General features: G+C 68.7%; 19 protein-coding genes. 7 read left to right on the plus strand and 12 right to left on the minus strand.

Annotated features, from left to right (window positions below; all coding sequences use genetic code 11):
• The first annotated feature begins 27 nt into the window (after positions 1–27).
• The 3 genes from WEB06_10730 to WEB06_10740 all read left to right on the plus strand — a co-directional run bounded on the left by WEB06_10730 (position 28) and on the right by WEB06_10740 (position 3,944).
• Positions 28–447 (plus strand): hypothetical protein, encoded by a 420-nt coding sequence (locus tag WEB06_10730; protein ID MEX2556096.1) that lies wholly within the window; start codon positions 28–30, stop codon positions 445–447.
• A 14-nt stretch (positions 448–461) separates the two neighbouring features.
• The gene (locus tag WEB06_10735; protein MEX2556097.1) at positions 462–707 is read left to right on the plus strand and encodes a hypothetical protein; all 246 of its coding nucleotides are present in this window, start codon (positions 462–464) and stop codon (positions 705–707) included.
• A 285-nt stretch (positions 708–992) separates the two neighbouring features.
• Complete coding sequence (locus WEB06_10740; protein ID MEX2556098.1) at positions 993–3,944, plus strand: heavy metal translocating P-type ATPase; 2,952 nt, start codon at positions 993–995, stop codon at positions 3,942–3,944.
• Positions 3,945–4,000: 56 nt separating this feature from the next.
• On the opposite strand, the gene WEB06_10745 is transcribed toward WEB06_10740, so the two are convergent.
• The 4 genes from WEB06_10745 to WEB06_10760 form a co-directional block, all read right to left on the minus strand.
• The gene (locus WEB06_10745; protein ID MEX2556099.1) at positions 4,001–4,672 is read right to left on the minus strand and encodes a tyrosine-type recombinase/integrase; all 672 of its coding nucleotides are present in this window, start codon (positions 4,670–4,672) and stop codon (positions 4,001–4,003) included.
• Between the two features lie 858 nt (positions 4,673–5,530).
• Positions 5,531–6,679, minus strand: coding sequence for an FAD/NAD(P)-binding oxidoreductase (locus WEB06_10750; GenBank protein MEX2556100.1), 1,149 nt, complete (start codon positions 6,677–6,679; stop codon positions 5,531–5,533).
• 11 nt (positions 6,680–6,690) lie between these two features.
• The gene (locus WEB06_10755; protein MEX2556101.1) at positions 6,691–7,266 is read right to left on the minus strand and encodes a hypothetical protein; all 576 of its coding nucleotides are present in this window, start codon (positions 7,264–7,266) and stop codon (positions 6,691–6,693) included.
• Between the two features lie 180 nt (positions 7,267–7,446).
• Positions 7,447–7,944 carry an Rrf2 family transcriptional regulator gene (locus WEB06_10760; protein ID MEX2556102.1) on the minus strand — a complete coding sequence of 166 codons (498 nt, stop codon included), beginning with the start codon at positions 7,942–7,944 and terminating at the stop codon, positions 7,447–7,449.
• 107 nt (positions 7,945–8,051) lie between these two features.
• Here WEB06_10760 and WEB06_10765 point away from each other — a divergent pair, with 107 nt between their 5' ends.
• The 3 genes from WEB06_10765 (at position 8,052) to WEB06_10775 (ending at position 11,962) form a co-directional block, all read left to right on the plus strand.
• Positions 8,052–9,299, plus strand: a complete 1,248-nt coding sequence (locus WEB06_10765; protein MEX2556103.1) for a hypothetical protein — start codon at positions 8,052–8,054, stop codon at positions 9,297–9,299.
• Between the two features lie 6 nt (positions 9,300–9,305).
• On the plus strand, positions 9,306–10,766 hold the full coding sequence (gene nirK, locus WEB06_10770) for a copper-containing nitrite reductase (protein MEX2556104.1): 1,461 nt from the start codon (positions 9,306–9,308) through the stop codon (positions 10,764–10,766).
• A gap of 266 nt (positions 10,767–11,032) precedes the next feature.
• Positions 11,033–11,962, plus strand: coding sequence for a universal stress protein (locus WEB06_10775; protein ID MEX2556105.1), 930 nt, complete (start codon positions 11,033–11,035; stop codon positions 11,960–11,962).
• 91 nt (positions 11,963–12,053) lie between these two features.
• On the opposite strand, the gene WEB06_10780 is transcribed toward WEB06_10775, so the two are convergent.
• The 7 genes from WEB06_10780 to WEB06_10810 all read right to left on the minus strand — a co-directional run bounded on the left by WEB06_10780 (position 12,054) and on the right by WEB06_10810 (position 15,345).
• Positions 12,054–12,515 (minus strand): pyridoxamine 5'-phosphate oxidase family protein, encoded by a 462-nt coding sequence (locus WEB06_10780; protein MEX2556106.1) that lies wholly within the window; start codon positions 12,513–12,515, stop codon positions 12,054–12,056.
• 202 nt (positions 12,516–12,717) lie between these two features.
• Positions 12,718–13,353 carry a methyltransferase domain-containing protein gene (locus WEB06_10785; GenBank protein ID MEX2556107.1) on the minus strand — a complete coding sequence of 212 codons (636 nt, stop codon included), beginning with the start codon at positions 13,351–13,353 and terminating at the stop codon, positions 12,718–12,720.
• Positions 13,354–13,396: 43 nt separating this feature from the next.
• Positions 13,397–13,852, minus strand: a complete 456-nt coding sequence (locus WEB06_10790) for a DUF2269 family protein (GenBank protein ID MEX2556108.1) — start codon at positions 13,850–13,852, stop codon at positions 13,397–13,399.
• A gap of 16 nt (positions 13,853–13,868) precedes the next feature.
• On the minus strand, positions 13,869–14,345 hold the full coding sequence (locus WEB06_10795; GenBank protein MEX2556109.1) for a hypothetical protein: 477 nt from the start codon (positions 14,343–14,345) through the stop codon (positions 13,869–13,871).
• 24 nt (positions 14,346–14,369) lie between these two features.
• Positions 14,370–14,756 (minus strand): CBS domain-containing protein, encoded by a 387-nt coding sequence (locus WEB06_10800; GenBank protein ID MEX2556110.1) that lies wholly within the window; start codon positions 14,754–14,756, stop codon positions 14,370–14,372.
• Positions 14,753–15,091 (minus strand): DUF6158 family protein, encoded by a 339-nt coding sequence (locus WEB06_10805; protein ID MEX2556111.1) that lies wholly within the window; start codon positions 15,089–15,091, stop codon positions 14,753–14,755. Before WEB06_10805 ends, WEB06_10800 begins: the two co-directional genes overlap by 4 nt.
• Positions 15,088–15,345 carry a hypothetical protein gene (locus WEB06_10810; GenBank protein ID MEX2556112.1) on the minus strand — a complete coding sequence of 86 codons (258 nt, stop codon included), beginning with the start codon at positions 15,343–15,345 and terminating at the stop codon, positions 15,088–15,090. Before WEB06_10810 ends, WEB06_10805 begins: the two co-directional genes overlap by 4 nt.
• 146 nt (positions 15,346–15,491) lie before the next feature.
• On the opposite strand from WEB06_10810, the gene WEB06_10815 reads away from it, so the two are divergent.
• Positions 15,492–15,935, plus strand: coding sequence for a universal stress protein (locus WEB06_10815; GenBank protein MEX2556113.1), 444 nt, complete (start codon positions 15,492–15,494; stop codon positions 15,933–15,935).
• 253 nt (positions 15,936–16,188) lie between these two features.
• Here the strand turns inward: WEB06_10815 and WEB06_10820 are convergent, their stop codons facing one another.
• Complete coding sequence (locus tag WEB06_10820; GenBank protein MEX2556114.1) at positions 16,189–17,184, minus strand: hypothetical protein; 996 nt, start codon at positions 17,182–17,184, stop codon at positions 16,189–16,191.
• Positions 17,185–17,203 lie beyond the last annotated feature (19 nt).

Consider the following 17,203-nt stretch of genomic DNA (forward strand, 5'->3'; position numbering starts at 1 on the left):
GTCGCCGGGACACCTGGAGGAGGCGGCATGCGCGCCCGAGTGATCGGAGTCATAGGAACGGTGCTGGCCCTCGTTGTCGGGGTCGTGCTTTGGCTGAACGGCGGCACCTCGGAGAAGACGTCGTCGGCACTCGCGCCGAAGACCGTGAAGGTGGGAGCCATCGATGTCCGGATCGAGCCGCACCACATCGACGCGACGGGCGCGCTCGTGAAGGTCACGCTCGACACCCACACCACCGACCTCGACATGCCGCTCTCGGGAACCCTCGACGTGGATGGCGTCACATGGCAGGGCGGGAACTGGACCGGCGATCCACCCTCCGGTCACCACCGTGCCGGTGAGTTCCGCTTCCGGGCGGCGGGAAGTCCCACCGGAGCTGCAACGTTCACACTTGGCGGTTTCGACGATCCCGTCTCGGCGCAGTGGAGCCTGCGCGATGGCAAGTGAATGGGATGACGAACATGGAACGCACGCAGAAGCTGCGCATCTTCGGTATCGGCGCGGGTGTCGTCGCGACAGCGCTGTGGGCATTCGGGGTGCCGCTTGCAACGATCCTTCTCGTCGGCGTTTGGCTGCTCTGTCCGCTGATGATGATGGGCATGCACGGCGGTCACGGACACGGCTCACACGAGGCTCACCGCCCTGGGGACACCCTCGAGAAGCACGAGGCCTCAACCCACACCGGAGGCAACGGCCGCCATGGATGAGCGGCCTGCTCCTTAGCGAGGACACCGCAGATGCCGCGCGGCGATGTTGACCGCGATCGCCGCCTCGGCGCTGCTTTTCGGATGGTTGCTGGCTTTCGGCTGGTCGCGGGGCGACGCTCTGTCGGCCGCATCGGGCGCGCTGGTTTTTGCGTGTATCGGCGTCTGCGTGTGGGCGTGGATCTCCACAGAACGCGCCTGGCGCCGAGTCCCCCCTTATGGACCGCCGCCGGGCGCGGCGGACGCTCGCGGTCATAGGCTGGGACGAGCGCGCAAGGGAGCTGGCGGATGACGGGTGCCGAGATCCTGGTCACGGCCGGTGGGATCGCTCTCATCGGCGGGCTCGCCTGGTTCTTCTTCGGACCAAAGCAGGCGCGCCGCGCCGAGGTCCGCGGCGGCGTCCAGGAGATCGGCGTTCTGGTCAAGGGCGGGTACTCGCCGAGCTTGATCCGGGTCCGCCAGGGCGTGCCGCTGCGGCTGGTCTTCGATCGGCAGGACAACAGCGACTGCACCTCGCGCGTGGTCTTCCCCGACTTTGCCGTGAGCAAGTCGCTCGGCGCCTTCGCCAAGACCGCCGTCGAGCTGATGCCCGCGCGCAGCGGGGAGTTCGGTTTCGCATGTGGCATGAACATGCTTCACGGCACGCTCATCGTCGAGCCCGACAGCGATGGGTCCGCGGCTTCGGCTCAAGCTCCGTCCGAGGAAATGCATGCGCATGAGATCGCGCGCGCCGTGGGTGTCGGGCCAACCCAACCGGTTGGGCAGGCGCAGCGCGTCGAGTTCTCGCTGCGCGCCGACGGGGTCGCCTGCCCGACGTGCGTGACCAACATCGAACGCGCGCTCGACCACCTGCCGGGCGTCGACCGAGTCCAGGCGAGCCATGGCGCCGAGCGGGTGACCGTCGACTTCGATCCCTCTCAGCTCGGCGTCGAGCAGATGCGCGACGCGATCGGCTCCGCCGGTTACCGGGTCGAGGAGCGCCACGACCCGGGATCCGCCGAGACCGAAGACGCCGAAGCTTTGGCGCGCCGCACCGAGATCGCCGACCTGAGCCGGCGCGTCGTTTTCGGCGCGATCCTCACCGCACCGGTGCTCGCGGCAGTGATGGCCGTCGAGTTCTTCGATGTGACCTGGGTACCGGAGTGGCTGATGAACCGGTGGGCGCAGCTCGCGTTCATCGCGCCGGTCATGGCCTACACAGGCTGGCCGATCCATCGCACCGGCTGGCTCACGTTGCGCAACCGCACCGCCGACATGAACTCGCTCATCACCCTCGGCACCAGCGCCGCCTTCCTCTACAGCTTGTTCGTCACGCTCTTTCCCGGCGCCGTCCCCGAGAAGCTCCGTGAGGTCTACTACGAGGCGGTCGGCGTGATCCTCACGCTCATCCTTCTCGGCCGGCTTCTGGAGGCGCGCGCGAAGGCCGGCACCGGCGAGGCGATCCGAAAGCTCATCGGCATGCAAGCCAAGACCGCGCGCGTGCTACGCGGCGGCGAGGAGTTCGAGATCCCCATCGAGGACGTTCAGGTCGGCGACACGATCGCCGTGAAACCGGGCGAGAAGATCCCCGTCGACGGCGAGGTGACCGAAGGACGATCGGCGGTCGATGAGTCGATGGTCACCGGCGAGCCCATCCCCGTCTCCAAGGAAGCCGGCGACACCGTCATCGGAGCGACGATCAACCAGACCGGCGCGTTCCGGTTCCAGGCGACCAAGGTCGGGCGCGACACGATGCTCGCGCAGATCATCCGTCTCGTCGAGCAGGCGCAAGCCTCCAAGGCTCCGATCCAGCGCCTCGCCGACCTCGTCTCGAGCTACTTCGTCCCGGCGGCAGTGTTCATCGCGATCGGCGCGTTCATCATCTGGTTCAACTTCGGCCCCGATCCGGCGCTCACGTTCGCGCTCGTCAGCGCCGTTTCGGTTTTGATCATCGCCTGCCCATGCGCGCTCGGACTCGCGACGCCACTTTCGATCATGGTCGGCACCGGCAAGGGCGCAGAGAACGGCGTGCTCATCCGATCGGCTGAGGCGCTGGAAACCGCACATAAGCTCGACACGATCATCCTCGACAAGACCGGCACCATCACAAAGGGCGCGCCCGCGCTCACCGACGTCGTCGTATCAGACGGGACAGACGAGGGAGAGCTCGTGCGCCTTGTCGCATCCGCCGAGCGCTCCTCGGAGCATCCACTCGCCGCCGCCATCGTCGCCGGCGCCCAAGCGCGCGGGATCTCGCTCACCGATCCGACCGAGTTCGACTCGGTTACCGGCAAAGGCGTCCGCGCGACCATCGAGGGTCACAGCGTGCTCGTCGGACGCAAGCAGCTGCTCACCGAAGCGGACGTCGACCCCTCGGCGCTCGAAGACGTCGTCGGCCGGCTCGCCGCCGAGGGTAAGACCGCTATCTACGCAGCGATCGACGGGCGCCCGGCCGGAGTCGTCGCCGTCGCCGACACGCTCAAAGAGGACTCGCCTGCCGCCGTGCGCGCGCTGCGCGACCTCGGTCTTGAGGTCGTGATGATCACCGGCGACAACGCCCGCACGGCCGAAGCCGTCGCGCGCCAGGTCGGTATCGAGCGCGTGCTCGCCGAAGTGCTGCCGCAAGACAAGGCGCTGGAAGTTCGGCGGCTGCAAGACGAGGGCAAGCTCGTCGCGATGGTCGGCGACGGCATCAACGACGCACCCGCGCTCGCGCAAGCCGATGTCGGCATAGCTATCGGCACCGGCACGGACGTGGCCATCGAAGCGGCCGACGTGACGCTGATCTCCGGCGAGCTGCGCGGCATCGTGTCGTCACTCGCGCTTAGCCGGGCGACCATGCGCAACATCAAGCAGAATCTCTTCTTCGCCTTCATTTACAACTCGATCGGCATCCCGATCGCCGCCGGGATCCTGTATCCGGTGATGGGACTCGTATTGAGCCCGATGATCGCCGCCGGCGCGATGGCGGCGAGCTCGCTGTCAGTCGTGACGAACTCGAACCGGCTCCGCCGCTTCCGCGCGCCCGACCTGAAGGAAAGCGTGCGCCCCATCACCGGAACGGTGCACGTCGAGATCGGCCAAAGAGAACCGACCACCAGGGAGGAGACCATGGCCACCGTCCACGACCCCGTCTGCGGCATGGACATCGACCCGGCCGACGCCGCCGGTACCGAAGAATACGAAGGCAAGACCTACCACTTCTGCTCGAAGTCCTGCCAGGAGAAGTTCAAAGCCGAGCCGGAGAAGTATGTGGCGTGAACAGGCAGCATTGCTTCCTCGCTCGCACGTGATGACCTCGAATCCGATCGTGATCGTCAAGGCTCGATCCGTGGTCGTCGCAGCAGGGTGTCGGCCGGACTGTGCCGCTCATGTTGCCGGCGAACGCCTGCGGCTGCGAGCTCGACGTAGCGTCGAACCATCGCGAGCGAACGATGGCCGAGGAGCTTCTGGAGCGTGAAGACATCCCCGCCGCTGAGGATGAACCGCTTGGCGCCGGTGTGCCGCAGGGTGTGCGGCGATGAGCGTACGCCTTGGATACTGGCGCGGCGCTCGTAGGTGCGCATCGCGGCGGCGAAGCCTTCGCGCGTCAGCCGTCTTCCGGTTCGAGAGATGGACAGCGGATCGCTCGGCTGCAGATCTACAACAGTTCGTAGATACCGCCCGATCGCCTGGGCTGCGACCTGGCCGGGGGGAAGCTGGCGTTGGCGGCTTCCCTTGCCCATCACCAGGATTGATCGCTCGGCGAGATCGACATCCTCTCGGTTGAGCCCCAGCAGCTCGGAGACACGCGCGAGCGTGTCCAGTAGCAGGATCAGGATCGCCCGGTTGCGGATGCCCGTCCATCGCCGTTGATCCACCACGTCGAACAGATTTCGGAGATGCTCGTCGGTGAGGGTGGCGATGATCATCTGCGGCACCTTCGGCAACTCGATGTCCCGCGAGATCTCCTCGTCGAGATAGCCATTGCGGTACCCGAACCGCGCCATGCTCTTCGCAACCTGACCGGCGCCGTGAACCGTGTGCGGCGCAACACCCGAGGAGTGAAGCGCGAGGAGGTAGTCGTCGAGATGCGCCGCCTGCAGATCCGCTGCGAGCGCGACGCCACGCGCGACGCACTAAGTCGAGGAACGCTCCGGAGTGACGCTCGTTCCACTCGATCGTTCGCGGAGCGAGATTCTTGGCGTGCGCGCGAGCCAGGTACTCCTCGCGCAGGCAGGCCATCGATGGTCGTCTCACGGAGCCCGCTGGCGTTGCCGGAGGGGTGCGCCATGGCTGTCTCCTCTCTCGCGGATGAAGCGGAGAGTGGACGGCAAGGGGCGACCTTCGGGTAACGCGTGGTGCCAGAGCCGTTCGAGTCGCGGCAAAGCTGCAGGTCATCGGCCGTGCGTCAGCGCGGGTCCGGTTAGAAAGACCGGTGGGGGTTTCGAACGACGTTTGCGCAGGTCAGCGACTTTGGCACCTGAAAAACCGGTGTCACTTGTCTGGCTGGTTCCGCGACCAGCGCACCACCCCTGCGGCTGCTGAAAGCACCAAACGCGCAGGTCAGACTGGGGAGGCGGAGAGAATCGAACTCACCAAGTGGCTCAACGCCACTTCTACGGTTTTGAAGGGCCCGGCTTTCGGTTCTTCCGTGTCTGACGCGACGGCCTGAGTCGCGTTTCTGCACGTCCGTCTAGGGGCTCCATCCGAAGCGGTCTGGCCGGTTGGCGCTCATCCGGGGGAGTCGTCTCGAGATTGGCGGCAGAATTGGCGACACTGTGCTCCGTTCTGCTGGCTTCCGTGCCGCAACATGACCCGACACGAACCCGGCCGTTCGGACGCCTGGGAAGCCGCCAAGCGGCGACTCAGTACCACCGCCGGAGCCAGTACTTTTCGAACGCGACCTTTGCGATGTGCCAGCGGCGGCCGGGGCTGTGCAAGCGGACGTCGGGCGCCTCCTCCGCGTAGAAGTTCCCGGTGGCGTAGGCGGCGATTCCGTCTCCCATCTCCACGAAGCACGAACCCATTCCAACGAACGACGCGGTCGGGGTGCGTCCAGCAAGCTCGTCGGCGATCCGCTCCGCGACGACCTTGGCCTGGCCGTGGGCGAACACGCCGGCCTTCGGAAGGAACTTCCCGCCGGCGATCGGGATGGCCGTCGCGTCGCCGATCGCGTAGGCGCCTTCGGCCGCGGTTGCGAGCGTCGCGCGGTCGACCGGAACGAACCCGTTGGCCGTCAGGCCGCTGCGCGCCAGTAGCTCGGGCGCGCGGTGTGGCGGGATCCCGAGCAGGAGATCGAAGCCGGCGCGCTCGCCGCCGGCGAGGACGAGCTCCCGGCCCGCGGCGTCGATGCCTTCCACGGTCGCTTCGGGATGGAAGCCGATCCCTCGGCCTGCCAGCATGGCCTCGAGTGCTTCACCGATCTCAGGGCCGGCCGTCGGCATCGGGAACGGCTCGGGGGTGAAGACGTCGATGCTCACCCGGTCACGGATGCCGCGGCGGCGGATGATCGACTCGGCGAGCATCGCGGCCTCGTACGGGGCGGCCGGGCACTTGTAGGGGAGCCGGGAGACGACCACCGCGATCCGCTCGCCTGCGAACTCGCGGAGCGCGCGTCCGGCCGCCTCGGCGCCCTCGACCGTGTAGAGGTTGTGCGCCGCATCGACGAATCCGGGGAGGGCCTCTGGCGCGAGCTCGGCGCCCGGCGCCACGACCACACGGTCGTAGGGGATCGCGGGACCAATCGTTTTGACGGTGCGGGCGTGCGTGTCGATCTCTAGGGCCTCGGTCTCGATCACGTCGATGCCGGCGCGCCGGAGCCGCCCGAGATCGGCCGTGATCTGGTCACGGCGGCGCGCGCCGCTCATCAGCCAGAGGAGCGAGGGCTGGAACCGGTAGCTCAGGCTGCGGTCCACGAGGGCGATCCGGCCGTCGCGAAGCCGTCTCCTGAGGAGCCGAGCTGCGACCACTCCGCCGATCCCGCCCCCGAGCACCACGACGCTCTTCTCCGCCATCGCAAGCCTCCTCACCGTTCCGCTACGGGATCACCGCTCCCTTCCAAAGGGTTGAGCTTGCTTTCGAGCGCTCGGTTGATCGTGCCGACGAAGGTCTCCCTCGTCGCCGGGAACGGGATCCGCTCGCAACCGCGAACGAGATCCTCGTGCCTGGCGATGTCGGGCTGCGGGGCCTCGACGCACACGGGCGTTGCGGGAAGGACGGTCCGCAGGGCCCGAAGAACGGCCTGTGTCTTTGGTCGGCCCAGTCCGAGCCCGAACACGATGACGTCGGCTCGGGCGGCAAGCGGACACATGCCTTCGTCCACGAGTAGGCAACGACGGCGGGGAAACAGCTCCGGCGGACCCTGCGGGCCGGGACATGTCGCCACCGCGAAGCCTGCACGGCGCAGCAACCTCTCGTCGGCCCATAGTTCCGCGAGATCGGGGTTCTCTACGAGCACGGTCGGCGGGCTCCGGTGGGACCGCGCGTCCGACTCATCCGCTCGGGGCGCAATCATTCGTTGCCGTTCGGGCGTTCTGTTTCCGTGCGGCTCGCCCATGCCCCCCTCGCCCATCAGCCCGATGTAAAGGTCGGTCCACCGCATCCCCGCCACCTCCTCTCGGGAGCGATGCTCTCCTCGACGCCACCATCCGGCGGATGCGCTGCCGCTCCCAGGGCCGAAGGACCCTCCGGATAGAGGCCGATAGATGGTGCCGCCACGTGGCCTCGATGCGGAGACTTCGAGCGTCGCGTGTGGTCACGAGCTGTGAGAGGCGTAATGCAGTTATCGCCGTCGGGAGGCCCGAGAGCCGGCGCGATGGGCCCGCCCAGACCGCGCATGTTCCTCGTCTGGTCGGCCGAGTCCTGGTCGGGCGCGCAGCGCCTCTCGGCGCAGGCCGGCGAAGCTCGTGCGAGCGAGCTTGGCCTCGAGCGCGGCCTGGGCATCGAACCACGCGTCGTGCACCGCGCAAGTTCCGTCGAGCCGGCAGGGGCCTCCGCGCAGGACGCACTTCTGGCTGCGGACCGGCCCCTCAGAGGCCTCGATCACCTCGAGCAGCGAGATCTCGCGGGCGGGTCGGGCGAGCGCATAGCCTCCGTCGGGCCCGGCGAGCGACGTCACCAGGCCGGCCTTGATGAGCGCGCCGAGCACCTGGGGGAGGAACTTCTCGGGCAGATCCATCTCCGAGGCGATCTCGCGGCCCTTCAGCCGACGCCCGGCGCGGGCGAGCGCCAGCACCGATCGCACTGCATAATCGCCCGTCTGGCCCAGCTCGATCCGCATGACAACCTTGAGTTTACAGCTAAAGGTTCCTATGGTAAATCTTTAGTTGGTGACTTAGGGTTATGGGCGCAAGAGACGCAGTGGACCGGCCGGCCGGACGTCGCGGGGTGACGGGCCTGTATCACCGCTCGGCGCAGGTGTGGGCGGCGGGGGCTCTCCTGGCGATGCTGCTGCCGCCTGGTGTGCGGCTGGGCTGGTGGCTTCCTCTCCATCTGGCGCTCGCCGGTGCCGTCTCGCAGTCGATCGTGGGTGGTCAGTTCCAGTTTTCCTCTGCGCTGGCGATGGCTCCTCCCTCGTCCCCGGTGTTCCCATTGGTCCGTCTGGGCGTCATGAACGTAGGTGCTCTTCTCATCGTCCTCGGTCGAGTGATCGGATCCCCGGAGACCCTCGTCGTCGGCGCCGCCGCGCTCGGGAGCGCGATCCTGTGGGCGGCCGTCGCCGTGGACGGGATCTGGCGGCGTTCGATCGTGCGACGCTTCCCTGCCACTCGCGGGTTCTATCTCCTTGCGAGCGTGAGCATGCTTGGGGGTGCCGCGCTCGGCGCAGTCCTGGGCGGCGGGGCGTTCCAGTCCGGTGAGGCCTACCTGTCGCACCGGCTGACGCACATGAGCCTGAACCTGTTCGGCTGGGCGGGACTTACCATCCTGGGAACGCTTATCACCTTCCTGCCGACCGTACTCCACGTCCGCGTACCGGCGGCGCGCGCCGCCGCGGCGACGCCGGCTGTGATCTTCTGCGGCCTCGGGCTGCTCGCGGCCGGCCTGGCTGCCGGCTTTGACGCTCTGGCGACGGCCGGCGGGTTGGGGTTCGCGGCGGGCCTCGCGCTGTTCGGACGCCAGGTCTTCGGTGTCCTCCGTCAGAGGCGTCCGCGCGCGGTCCCGGTTGTCGCTCGCCACCTGTTCGCCGGCCTCGGGTGGCTCGCCGTTGTGACGGTCGTGCAGGTGCCGCTGCTCGCGCGCGGCGATGCGGCGGCGCTGCGCGACCTGTGGGTCGTGGGGATCGGTGGCGGGCTGGTGCTGCAGGCGGTGATCGGATCCTGGGCGTTCCTGCTGCCGATGTCCCGGCCGACCACGCCGGCGCGCAAGGGTCGCGAGCTGGTGGCCTTCGAGGTCGGCGCCCGCGCGCAGGTCCTCGCCTACAACGCGGGTCTGGCGCTGGTGCTCCTCGCGCTACGCGGGTTCCTCCCGGGGCAAGCTGGGGCGGCGGGGATCGCGCTGGCCTGGTCGGCGGCGGCTTGGGCGCTCGCAAAGACCGTGGTGTTTCCGATGATGGCGCGCCAGCGTCGGGTGCACCGCGCCGCCGAGGAGTGGTGGTCACCGCGCGACGCGGGCCAGAGATCCGCAGCAGAGAGGTGAGCAGCGATGAAGACGATGCCCGAAGTTCCCACCCAACAGCCCACGGCGCCACCGCCGCGGGATCCACGGCATGCCCACCGGGGGCTGAGCACCCTGTTCGGGGTGATGCTCATCCTGGTCGCCGTGCTCGCACTCATCACCGCGCTCATCGGGGGCGGCGACGTGCCGTCGAAGACCGACGCGGAGCTCAAGCTCACGCCGAAGGCCGAACTGCCGGTGATCGAGGCGCGGGAGGCGGTGAATTGGACCCATGCTCCAAACGTGCCGCCGCGGATCGATCGGAACGGGCAAGCACGGCTGGTGGTCAACTGGAGGGCGACCGAGTTCGTCGGCGACCTCGACGCGGCGAACAACGTCCGCTACTCGTACTGGGGCTTCGAGGGCTCAGTCCCCGGCCCGATCCTGCGGGCGCGGGTCGGAGACCTGGTCGAGGTCCATCTGACCAACGCCGCGGGCAACACCCATCCGCACAACATCGACTTCCATTTCGCAACGGGGCCCGGCGGCGGGGCGTCTGCGCTCAACGTCTCACCGGGTGAGACGGCAATCGTCGAGGTGCGCGCGCTGGCACCGGGGATCTACATGTACCACTGCGCCACGCCCGACATCCCCACCCATATCGCCAACGGCATGTACGGGTTCGTGATCGTCGAGCCCGAGGAAGGATTGCCGCCGGTCGATCACGAGCTGTACGTCGTGCAGTCCGAGTTCTACACCGCGCCCGGCGGCAAGGCGGCGCCCCTGACGCTGGATGTGAAGAAGCTCGACCTCGAGGAGCCCGACTACGTCGTGTTCAACGGCGCCACCGGCTCCCTGATGGGCGACAGCGCGCCACAGGTCAAGGTCGGGGATCGCGTTCGGATCTGGTTCGGGAACGCGGGGCCGCAGCTCATCTCTTCGTTCCACGTGATCGGCGAGATCTTCGACCGCGTGTACCGCGAGGGCGACCTCGTCTCGCCGCCCGCCCGGGGGGTGCAGACGACGCTCGTACCGGCCGGCGGTGCGACGGCGGTCGAGCTGACCGTCGACGTCCCCGGCACCTACCTGCTCGTGGATCACGCGATCGCTCGCACGGTCCACAAGGGAGCCCTCGGCTCGATCATGGCGGAGGGCGCGGCGAACCCGGAGGTTTTCGCACCCGGCGCGGACAACCCGCCGCCGGCCGGCGATGACGGCCACGGCGGCGAACCCGCCGGGCAGCCCGTCACGATCACCCAGGGAGCCTGGGATCAGGCCAACGCAGAGCACGCGTACGACCCCGCCGTGATCCGGGTCAAGGCCGGAACGACCGTTACCTGGACCAACGGCGACGAGGTCGCACACACCGTGACGGCCGACGACGGAAGCTTCGATTCCGGGTTCCTGAACGCCGGCCAGTCCTGGAGTCACACGTTCACCGAGCCGGGAACCTACGCCTACCACTGCATCCCGCATCCCTGGATGAAGGGAACCGTTTTCGTCTCGTAGCCGAGCGAGCCCCGGAAGGCAGGGCCCGGTGAGCAGCTCCGCTGGCCGGCTCACGGCCATCCGGCCCGGCGGCCCGGGGCCCGTCCGCTCTGGTGGCCGTGGCGCGCCGCCGGGTGAGATGAGGAAGGGATGGAAGTCCAGACGATGTCGATGTTCTTCGCGCTCCTCACGGTGGTCGCGAACCTCGTCGTGCTGTCCGCGTCCGGGCTCTGGGTGTGGGGCAAGCTGACCGGGTACGGGAGCGAAGGAGCGGAAGGGCTGCGAGCGTGGATCGCCCCGCGGCCCTGCCGCTGGCCTGGGCGGTCGCTCTCGTCGCCACGACCGGGAGTCTCTACTACTCGGAGGTGGCGGGGTACGTCCCGTGCACGATCTGCTGGTACCAGCGCGTCGCGATGTACCCCATGGCGCTGGTGCTCTGCATCGCCTCTTTCCGCCGCGACTCGGCCATGCCCGGCTACAACGCGGCCGATGCGCTCGAAGCCTTGTCGCGGATCACGGAAGCCGCGATCGGCCCCGAGGCGGCCGCCACCGTCGACCAGCAGGTCGTCTGCGACCTGCCGGCGCGCGCGCTGGTCGAGGCGGCTGTGGGGAAGGAGCTGTTGGTTCTCGGCGCGCGTGGGCTGGGCGGGTTCCGCGGTCTGCTGGTCGGTTCAGTCAGCCAGCGCTGCCTCCGTCACAGCGCAACCCCGGTCGCCATCATCCGCAAGATCCCCGACGGACCGACCAACCGGGAAGAACGGGTCGTCGCCGCCGTCGACGGATCGGACACGGCGAACAGAGCGCTGCGGTGGGCGCTCGAAGCGGCTCGAGTGCGAGGGGCTACCCTCGAGGTGGTCCATGCATGGCTTCCGCCATACATCGGCGGACTGGCGACCACTCCCTCTGAGAGCAGGCCGTACGAGCACGCTTCTCGGCAGGTCATCGACGCGGCGCTTGCCGCGGTCGACGCGGATACGTTCGACGTTCCGATCAGGCCCATCTCGATCGAACGCTCGCCGGCGGGCGCGATCCTGGATGCTGCGGAGGGCGCGGATCTGGTGGTGATGGGCTCGCGCGGGCTCGGGGTGTTCAAGGGAGTGCTGATCGGATCAGTCGCGACGCAGGTGACGAACCACGCGACCTGTCCCGTGGTCGTCGTGCCCCCGAGCCGGCTCCAGATCGGCGAGGGCCCACGCAGACGGGCTGCACTCGAGTGACGTTGGGAGCTGAGATGCGTGCGCTGCTCGGCTGAAAGCGGTTCACGGCAATCATTATCGTCGGCCGGCCAGCGCGGATTCAGAGTGGGAATCACCTCTGTGTCGCGGCCGGCGGGACACCGAAGCTTCGACCGCTGACGAGGGCCGTCTCGATCCGCAGGAAGCGGTCGGCGGACCCGTCCCTGAACGCCCAGGCGCGCAGCGGTAGGGCGCGAGCCTCCGCCAACTCGGAGGGATCGGTGATCTCCGAGCCCTGTCCGCAGATGAGGACGCTCCATCCCCACGCTCCGGCGGGATCGTGGTCGTCGACCTCGAATGCCACTACCCGCTGGTGGATGGCAGCATCCAGTTTGGTCCCGGGAACGGTGCGGATGACGATCTGATCGCCTGCGAGGGCGAAGTTGACGGGCAGGATCGCGGGAAGGGCCTGGATGCTCACGCCGAGCCGGCCTACCGTAACCGTTGCCAGCAGTGCTAAGCACTGCTCGCGGGTGAGCTCCTCCAATCGCTCAACGGGAGATGCGGTCGGGGATGCCTCAAGGTCGTGCTTCATCGCGTCAGGGTTGAGGGATCATGGACGACCGCCCAGGACCCGACCTCGCATCGGCCTTTGGGGTTCCGCTGGAAGGATCGTGGTCTCGTGATCGACTCTTGCCTCCCGGTCCCGTGCCGCCGCCAGCGTCCACGCCAAGGCGACAGGGCGGATAGGGTCGCCCGGCCCTACCCGGAGGGGCCTATCGGCGCCGGGCGCCGGTTCACTCGTGGACGGCGAGCGCCGCGACGAAGCCCGCCGCTGGGTCGTAGCCAGCGCGCGGCGCCTCTGCCTCGTACGCCGCGGGGCCGGGCGGCTGGTAGAGCGACGAGCGGATCGATACCAGACGAAATCCGGCACGCGCGAGCATCGACTGGATCTCCTCCTGCGCGAGGAAGTGCGCGTCGCGGAAGGAGGGGTCTCCCTCCGCCCCGCGGCGGGCATACCATCTAGCCCAAGGTCCCTCCCGCGGAAGCTCTCCGAGGACCAGGCCGCCGGACGCCACAAGGACGCGGTGTGCCTCGGCGAACACTCGCTCGGGGTCGCGGACGAAGCACAGCGTGAAGGCGATCAGGACGGCCCCGAATGTAGCGTCGGCGAACGGCAGGGTCTCGCCCGTGGCCTCCACCACGTTGACGCCGCGGCCCCGGGCGAGCAGGAGGGCATCGTGCGAAGGGTCGATCCCGAACTCGATGCCCAGCGCCTCGGCGAAACGCCCGGTTCCCACACCGATCTCGAGCCGGGGTCGCCGCAGCCCCTCGAACATCGGCTCGAGACAGGCCAGCTCAACGTGGAAGAGGGTCCGGCCTTTCGGACTGTCGTACCAGGCGTCGTAGTCCTGCACCGAATGCTCGTCCATCAGCGCTTCCGCGATCCCGGTTCCGTGAGTGATCGCTGCTCCCTCACAGGCCGGGTTTCCAGACCATCAGGACCGCGACCGCGATCAGGAAGCTTCCCGCGACTGATCCCGCCGCGGCCTGGCGCGTCCACAGCGCACGGAGTCCCGGGTCACTCGGTTCGGTGCCGGCCGCGAGGACGCGGCGCGCTCGAGCGGAGCCCGGCGTGAGCACTGCCGCGACGAGGAGGATGGCGATCCCGTAGAGGATCAGTGCCGTCGCGAGCCACGCCTCGCCGAGGATGGAGCGACGGCCGAGCAGGATCAGGGCAATCCCGCTCGCGATCTGAAGGGCGATGAGCGGATACACGACGCGGACGCGCGCATGGGCGATCGCCTCGTAGACGACCGCCGCGGTCGCCCCGCTCTGCCTGCGCGCCCGGGGACCCATGATGCCGAAGGCGATCTCCGGTCCCACGCCGCCGATCGCGGCGAGGACATGCAGGACGAGCCAGACGCGCATTGCTCGCAGCGGCGACCTAGGTGACGGTGAACGCGGCCCGCATCCCCATCCTGTAGTGGGCTTCGGTCGCGCCGTGCTCCGTGTGCATGAGGTTGCAGATCAGCACGTACTTCCCCTCCGAGAGGTCGAACGTTTGGCTCTCGGTCTGTCCGACCGCGAACTCCTCGATCTCACCGACGATCTGGATGCCGGCGCCCTCTTCGTCGACCGAGCCATCGTCCCTCACGGGAAGCGCGTCCGGCGCGAGATCGGTGCGGATCACGACGAGCTCGTGCTCGTCCTCGGGACCGGTGTTCTCCGCGCGGAAGGTGATCTGGCCGGCCGGCGAGGACGCCTGGGCCGGGAGCACGGCCCATTCCTGAAGGCGAACGTCCACCGTCGTGCGCGCGCCTCCCGCTTCCTCGCCGCCGCCGCAGGCCGCGAGCAAAAGCACCGGCGCGGCAAACGCAGAGAGCACGACGGCCCAACGGCCCCGCATCGCAGCCATGCGCATAGCTCGCCTCCTCCCTGATCGACCTTACTCGAGCCGGGCTCCGGGCTTCGTCAGCGCGTGCAGGAGGTCGCGTGCCGAGACCATTCCTATCATCCGCCCCTTCTCGAAGACGGGGAGGTGCCTGGCTCCGAGCATCAGCATCATCGCCGCCGCCTCGGACACGTCGGTCTCGGGGGAGACCTTCACGACGCCCTCCGTCATGTAGTCGCGAACCTCGGTCATCACGGGATCCGCGCCCTCGGCGATCGCGCGCGCGAGGTCCCGCTCGGTCACGATTCCGGTCAGGTGGTTCCTCTCGAAGACGGCGAGCGAGCTGAGCTCGTGATCGTGCATGCGGATCGCGGCGGACTTCAGGGTCTCCCCGGTTTCCGCCGCCATGATCCCCGGTTCGTAGATGCTGCTGACCTTCATCGCTTCGCCCCCTTGGACGGTCGCCGCGCGCGCGGCGCCGCGCGCCGGCCCGTGCCTCGTCCGGCGGGCTGCAGGCTGTTCATCCGTGAGCCGCGCCGGGTGCGGCTCGGCGACGGTTGGGTCTCGCGAGGGAACCGCGCGACGTATTCGTGCTCCAGCTCGAGCATCCGGTCGGTGTGCGCGCGGATGGCGTGGGAACCGCCGTGGAGGATCGTCTCCTCGCGTGTGCGCCAGAGCCGACGCGACTCACGCTCGAAATCGCGATCGCTCAGCTTCGCCGCGGGCACGCCGAGCTTGCCGCCTCTCGGGGCCGCGGCTCCTTTCGATCCGCTCATGACCGCCGCTCCGTGTGCGTCGTGCGCATACGGCACGTCCCGCGGCTCCAGGGGATGCCCGCTTCGAGCAGGCGGCAGGCGCCGGCGGCTGGATCGTAGTAGAAGCACTGCTCGTCACCACACTCGGGTTCGAGCAGGATCACGGCGTGGAGTCGGCTCGGACCGACCCCATCCGACTCGATCAGCCGCTGCCAGGCGTCCATATATGGATCCGCAGGCTGCGGCTTGCGTATGAGCAACGGCGCGTCGGCCACGGTGGCCTCCTTCACAGGGTCAGCGTTCCATCGCGAGGGGGAACCGGGCAGAGGCTTCAGGCCCCCGGACCGAGGGTCTCCCGGGCCCTGCGTCGGGCGGCTGCCCCTGCCATGCTCGTGCCGAGGACCCTTTCGAGGGGGTTGAGATGGCCGCGAACCGGATCGTGATCGGCCTGGACGGATCGGAGGGATCGGCTCGCGCAGTCCGGTGGTGCGTGGAGCTTGCGCGCGACCTCGGTTCGGCGATCGTAGCCGTTCACGTCTTCTCTGTTCCGGTCTATGAGGCGGTACCGGCAGGTTTCCCGGTCGCGCCCCTGGATGACGAGACGATCCGCAAGGAGCTCGCCGAGACGCTCGAGCGAGAATGGTGCGCGCCCATCCGCGATGCCTCGATCCCGTTCCGCAGCGCGGTCGAGGGCGGGCATCCGGCAACGGTCCTCATGGAGGTCGCCGAGCGGGAGGACGCGCGCATGATCGTCGTGGGCAGCCGGGGGATGGGCGGATTCAAGGAGTTGCTGCTGGGAAGCGTGAGTCACCAGCTCGCACACCACGCGCGCCGCCCACTCGTCATCGTGCCCCCTCCAACCTAGTCACAGCTATGAAAGGACCGTGATGAGACTGGCGCGCTTCCTGCACGGCACGTCGGGTACATGCACACCCGGTTGTCGCTCTGGAGGAGGCGGAGGACGGAGGCATCGCCGGCTTCTTCGACGTCGCGCCGCTGGAAGCGCTCGAGCCGTCCGGACCCCTCCCGAAGGGCGTGTCCTACAGCGGATTGGAGTGCGTTCGCCAGGATGGACGCTGGCGCTGCCGGGTGCTCATCGACGTCTGAAGGGTTTCGCATCACGACACCTTACGGAGCGTCGGCTTCTCCGTCCGTTCCTCCGGCGGGCTCCTCTTCGCGTACCCCATCAGCCGTGCCGTCACGACGGCGACGGCGAGGATGGCGACGCCGGTGAGCGCCAGCGCGGTCGGCACCCCGAGTGCTTCTCCGAAGTAGCGGACGACCCCGCCGGTCACGTAGGCGAACAGCCCGACGGCTCCGATCGCCAGCCCGGGCGGGAAGCGCAGACCGACGGCGAGCGCCATGATGCTCCCGGCCGTGACGAGTCCGAGCCCGTAGACGCCGCCGTCCTGCTCGATCGCCGTCGGCGCGATGAGCGCAGTGATCGTGCCGAGCGGCACGCCGGCCCACCAGGGCTCGAGCAGGCGGCGCCAGCCGCCGATCGCCCATCCGGCGCCATAGACCCACCACGCGAGAGCGAACGTCCAACCCGGCGGCTCTTGCGAGGTCCACGCCACCGACGAGCTGACGAGGACGAGGCCGGCCGCGAAGAGCGCGAGATGCTGGAGTGCGCCCCGGTTGAACCGCCAGAGGATGGTCGCATACACGGTCGCCGCGAACGCGGCCGCCGTCACGACCGCTCGCTCCTCGAGATCGTAGGTCCAGGTCGCGATCAGCGCAGCGGTGACGCCCACGCCGACCGTCGAGACGAGCCAGACGACCGAGGTGAGGCGGCGGAACGCTGGCTCGCCGGACCGGCGTGCGGCGACGCCGGCGACGAGGAACCCGACGGCTGCTGCCCCGATCACCCCGATGCGAAAGGTCTCGCTCATCTCGTCCCATCGCTGCCCGATCGCAGCGCCGCCTCCGGCCAGCACGAGGATCGCCCCGATGTACCCGATCGCCTCTGCGAGCAGAGAGATGCGCCGGGGTTGAACGTCGGCGCTGGGGTTCGTGGCCGCCCTGTTCGCTCCAGAGCGCCGCACCCACAGGAAGACTCCCGCGATCAGTCCCCCGACGATCACAACCGGAATCAGTGCGGTCAGGAACCTCACGTCGTCCACCTCCCGCTCG

The organism is Actinomycetota bacterium (assembly GCA_040905475.1).
Taxonomy (GTDB): Bacteria; Actinomycetota; AC-67; order AC-67; family AC-67; genus DATFGK01.

Excerpts from the sequence above, each read along its gene's own strand:
- WEB06_10790 (MEX2556108.1), bottom strand. The coding sequence starts at position 13,852 with ATGCGCGTCTGGCTCGTCCTGCATGTCCTCGCCGCGATCGGCGGCGTG.
- WEB06_10750 (MEX2556100.1), bottom strand. The coding sequence starts at position 6,679 with ATGGCGGAGAAGAGCGTCGTGGTGCTCGGGGGCGGGATCGGCGGAGTG.
- WEB06_10735 (MEX2556097.1), top strand. The coding sequence starts at position 462 with ATGGAACGCACGCAGAAGCTGCGCATCTTCGGTATCGGCGCGGGTGTC.
- WEB06_10760 (MEX2556102.1), bottom strand. The coding sequence starts at position 7,944 with ATGCGGATCGAGCTGGGCCAGACGGGCGATTATGCAGTGCGATCGGTG.
- WEB06_10800 (MEX2556110.1), bottom strand. The coding sequence starts at position 14,756 with ATGAAGGTCAGCAGCATCTACGAACCGGGGATCATGGCGGCGGAAACC.
- WEB06_10795 (MEX2556109.1), bottom strand. The coding sequence starts at position 14,345 with ATGCGCATGGCTGCGATGCGGGGCCGTTGGGCCGTCGTGCTCTCTGCG.
- WEB06_10740 (MEX2556098.1), top strand. The coding sequence starts at position 993 with ATGACGGGTGCCGAGATCCTGGTCACGGCCGGTGGGATCGCTCTCATC.
- WEB06_10730 (MEX2556096.1), top strand. The coding sequence starts at position 28 with ATGCGCGCCCGAGTGATCGGAGTCATAGGAACGGTGCTGGCCCTCGTT.
- WEB06_10815 (MEX2556113.1), top strand. The coding sequence starts at position 15,492 with ATGGCCGCGAACCGGATCGTGATCGGCCTGGACGGATCGGAGGGATCG.
- WEB06_10780 (MEX2556106.1), bottom strand. The coding sequence starts at position 12,515 with ATGAAGCACGACCTTGAGGCATCCCCGACCGCATCTCCCGTTGAGCGA.
- WEB06_10785 (MEX2556107.1), bottom strand. The coding sequence starts at position 13,353 with ATGGACGAGCATTCGGTGCAGGACTACGACGCCTGGTACGACAGTCCG.
- nirK (MEX2556104.1), top strand. The coding sequence starts at position 9,306 with ATGAAGACGATGCCCGAAGTTCCCACCCAACAGCCCACGGCGCCACCG.
- WEB06_10755 (MEX2556101.1), bottom strand. The coding sequence starts at position 7,266 with ATGCGGTGGACCGACCTTTACATCGGGCTGATGGGCGAGGGGGGCATG.
- WEB06_10745 (MEX2556099.1), bottom strand. The coding sequence starts at position 4,672 with ATGGCGCGGTTCGGGTACCGCAATGGCTATCTCGACGAGGAGATCTCG.
- WEB06_10805 (MEX2556111.1), bottom strand. The coding sequence starts at position 15,091 with ATGAGCGGATCGAAAGGAGCCGCGGCCCCGAGAGGCGGCAAGCTCGGC.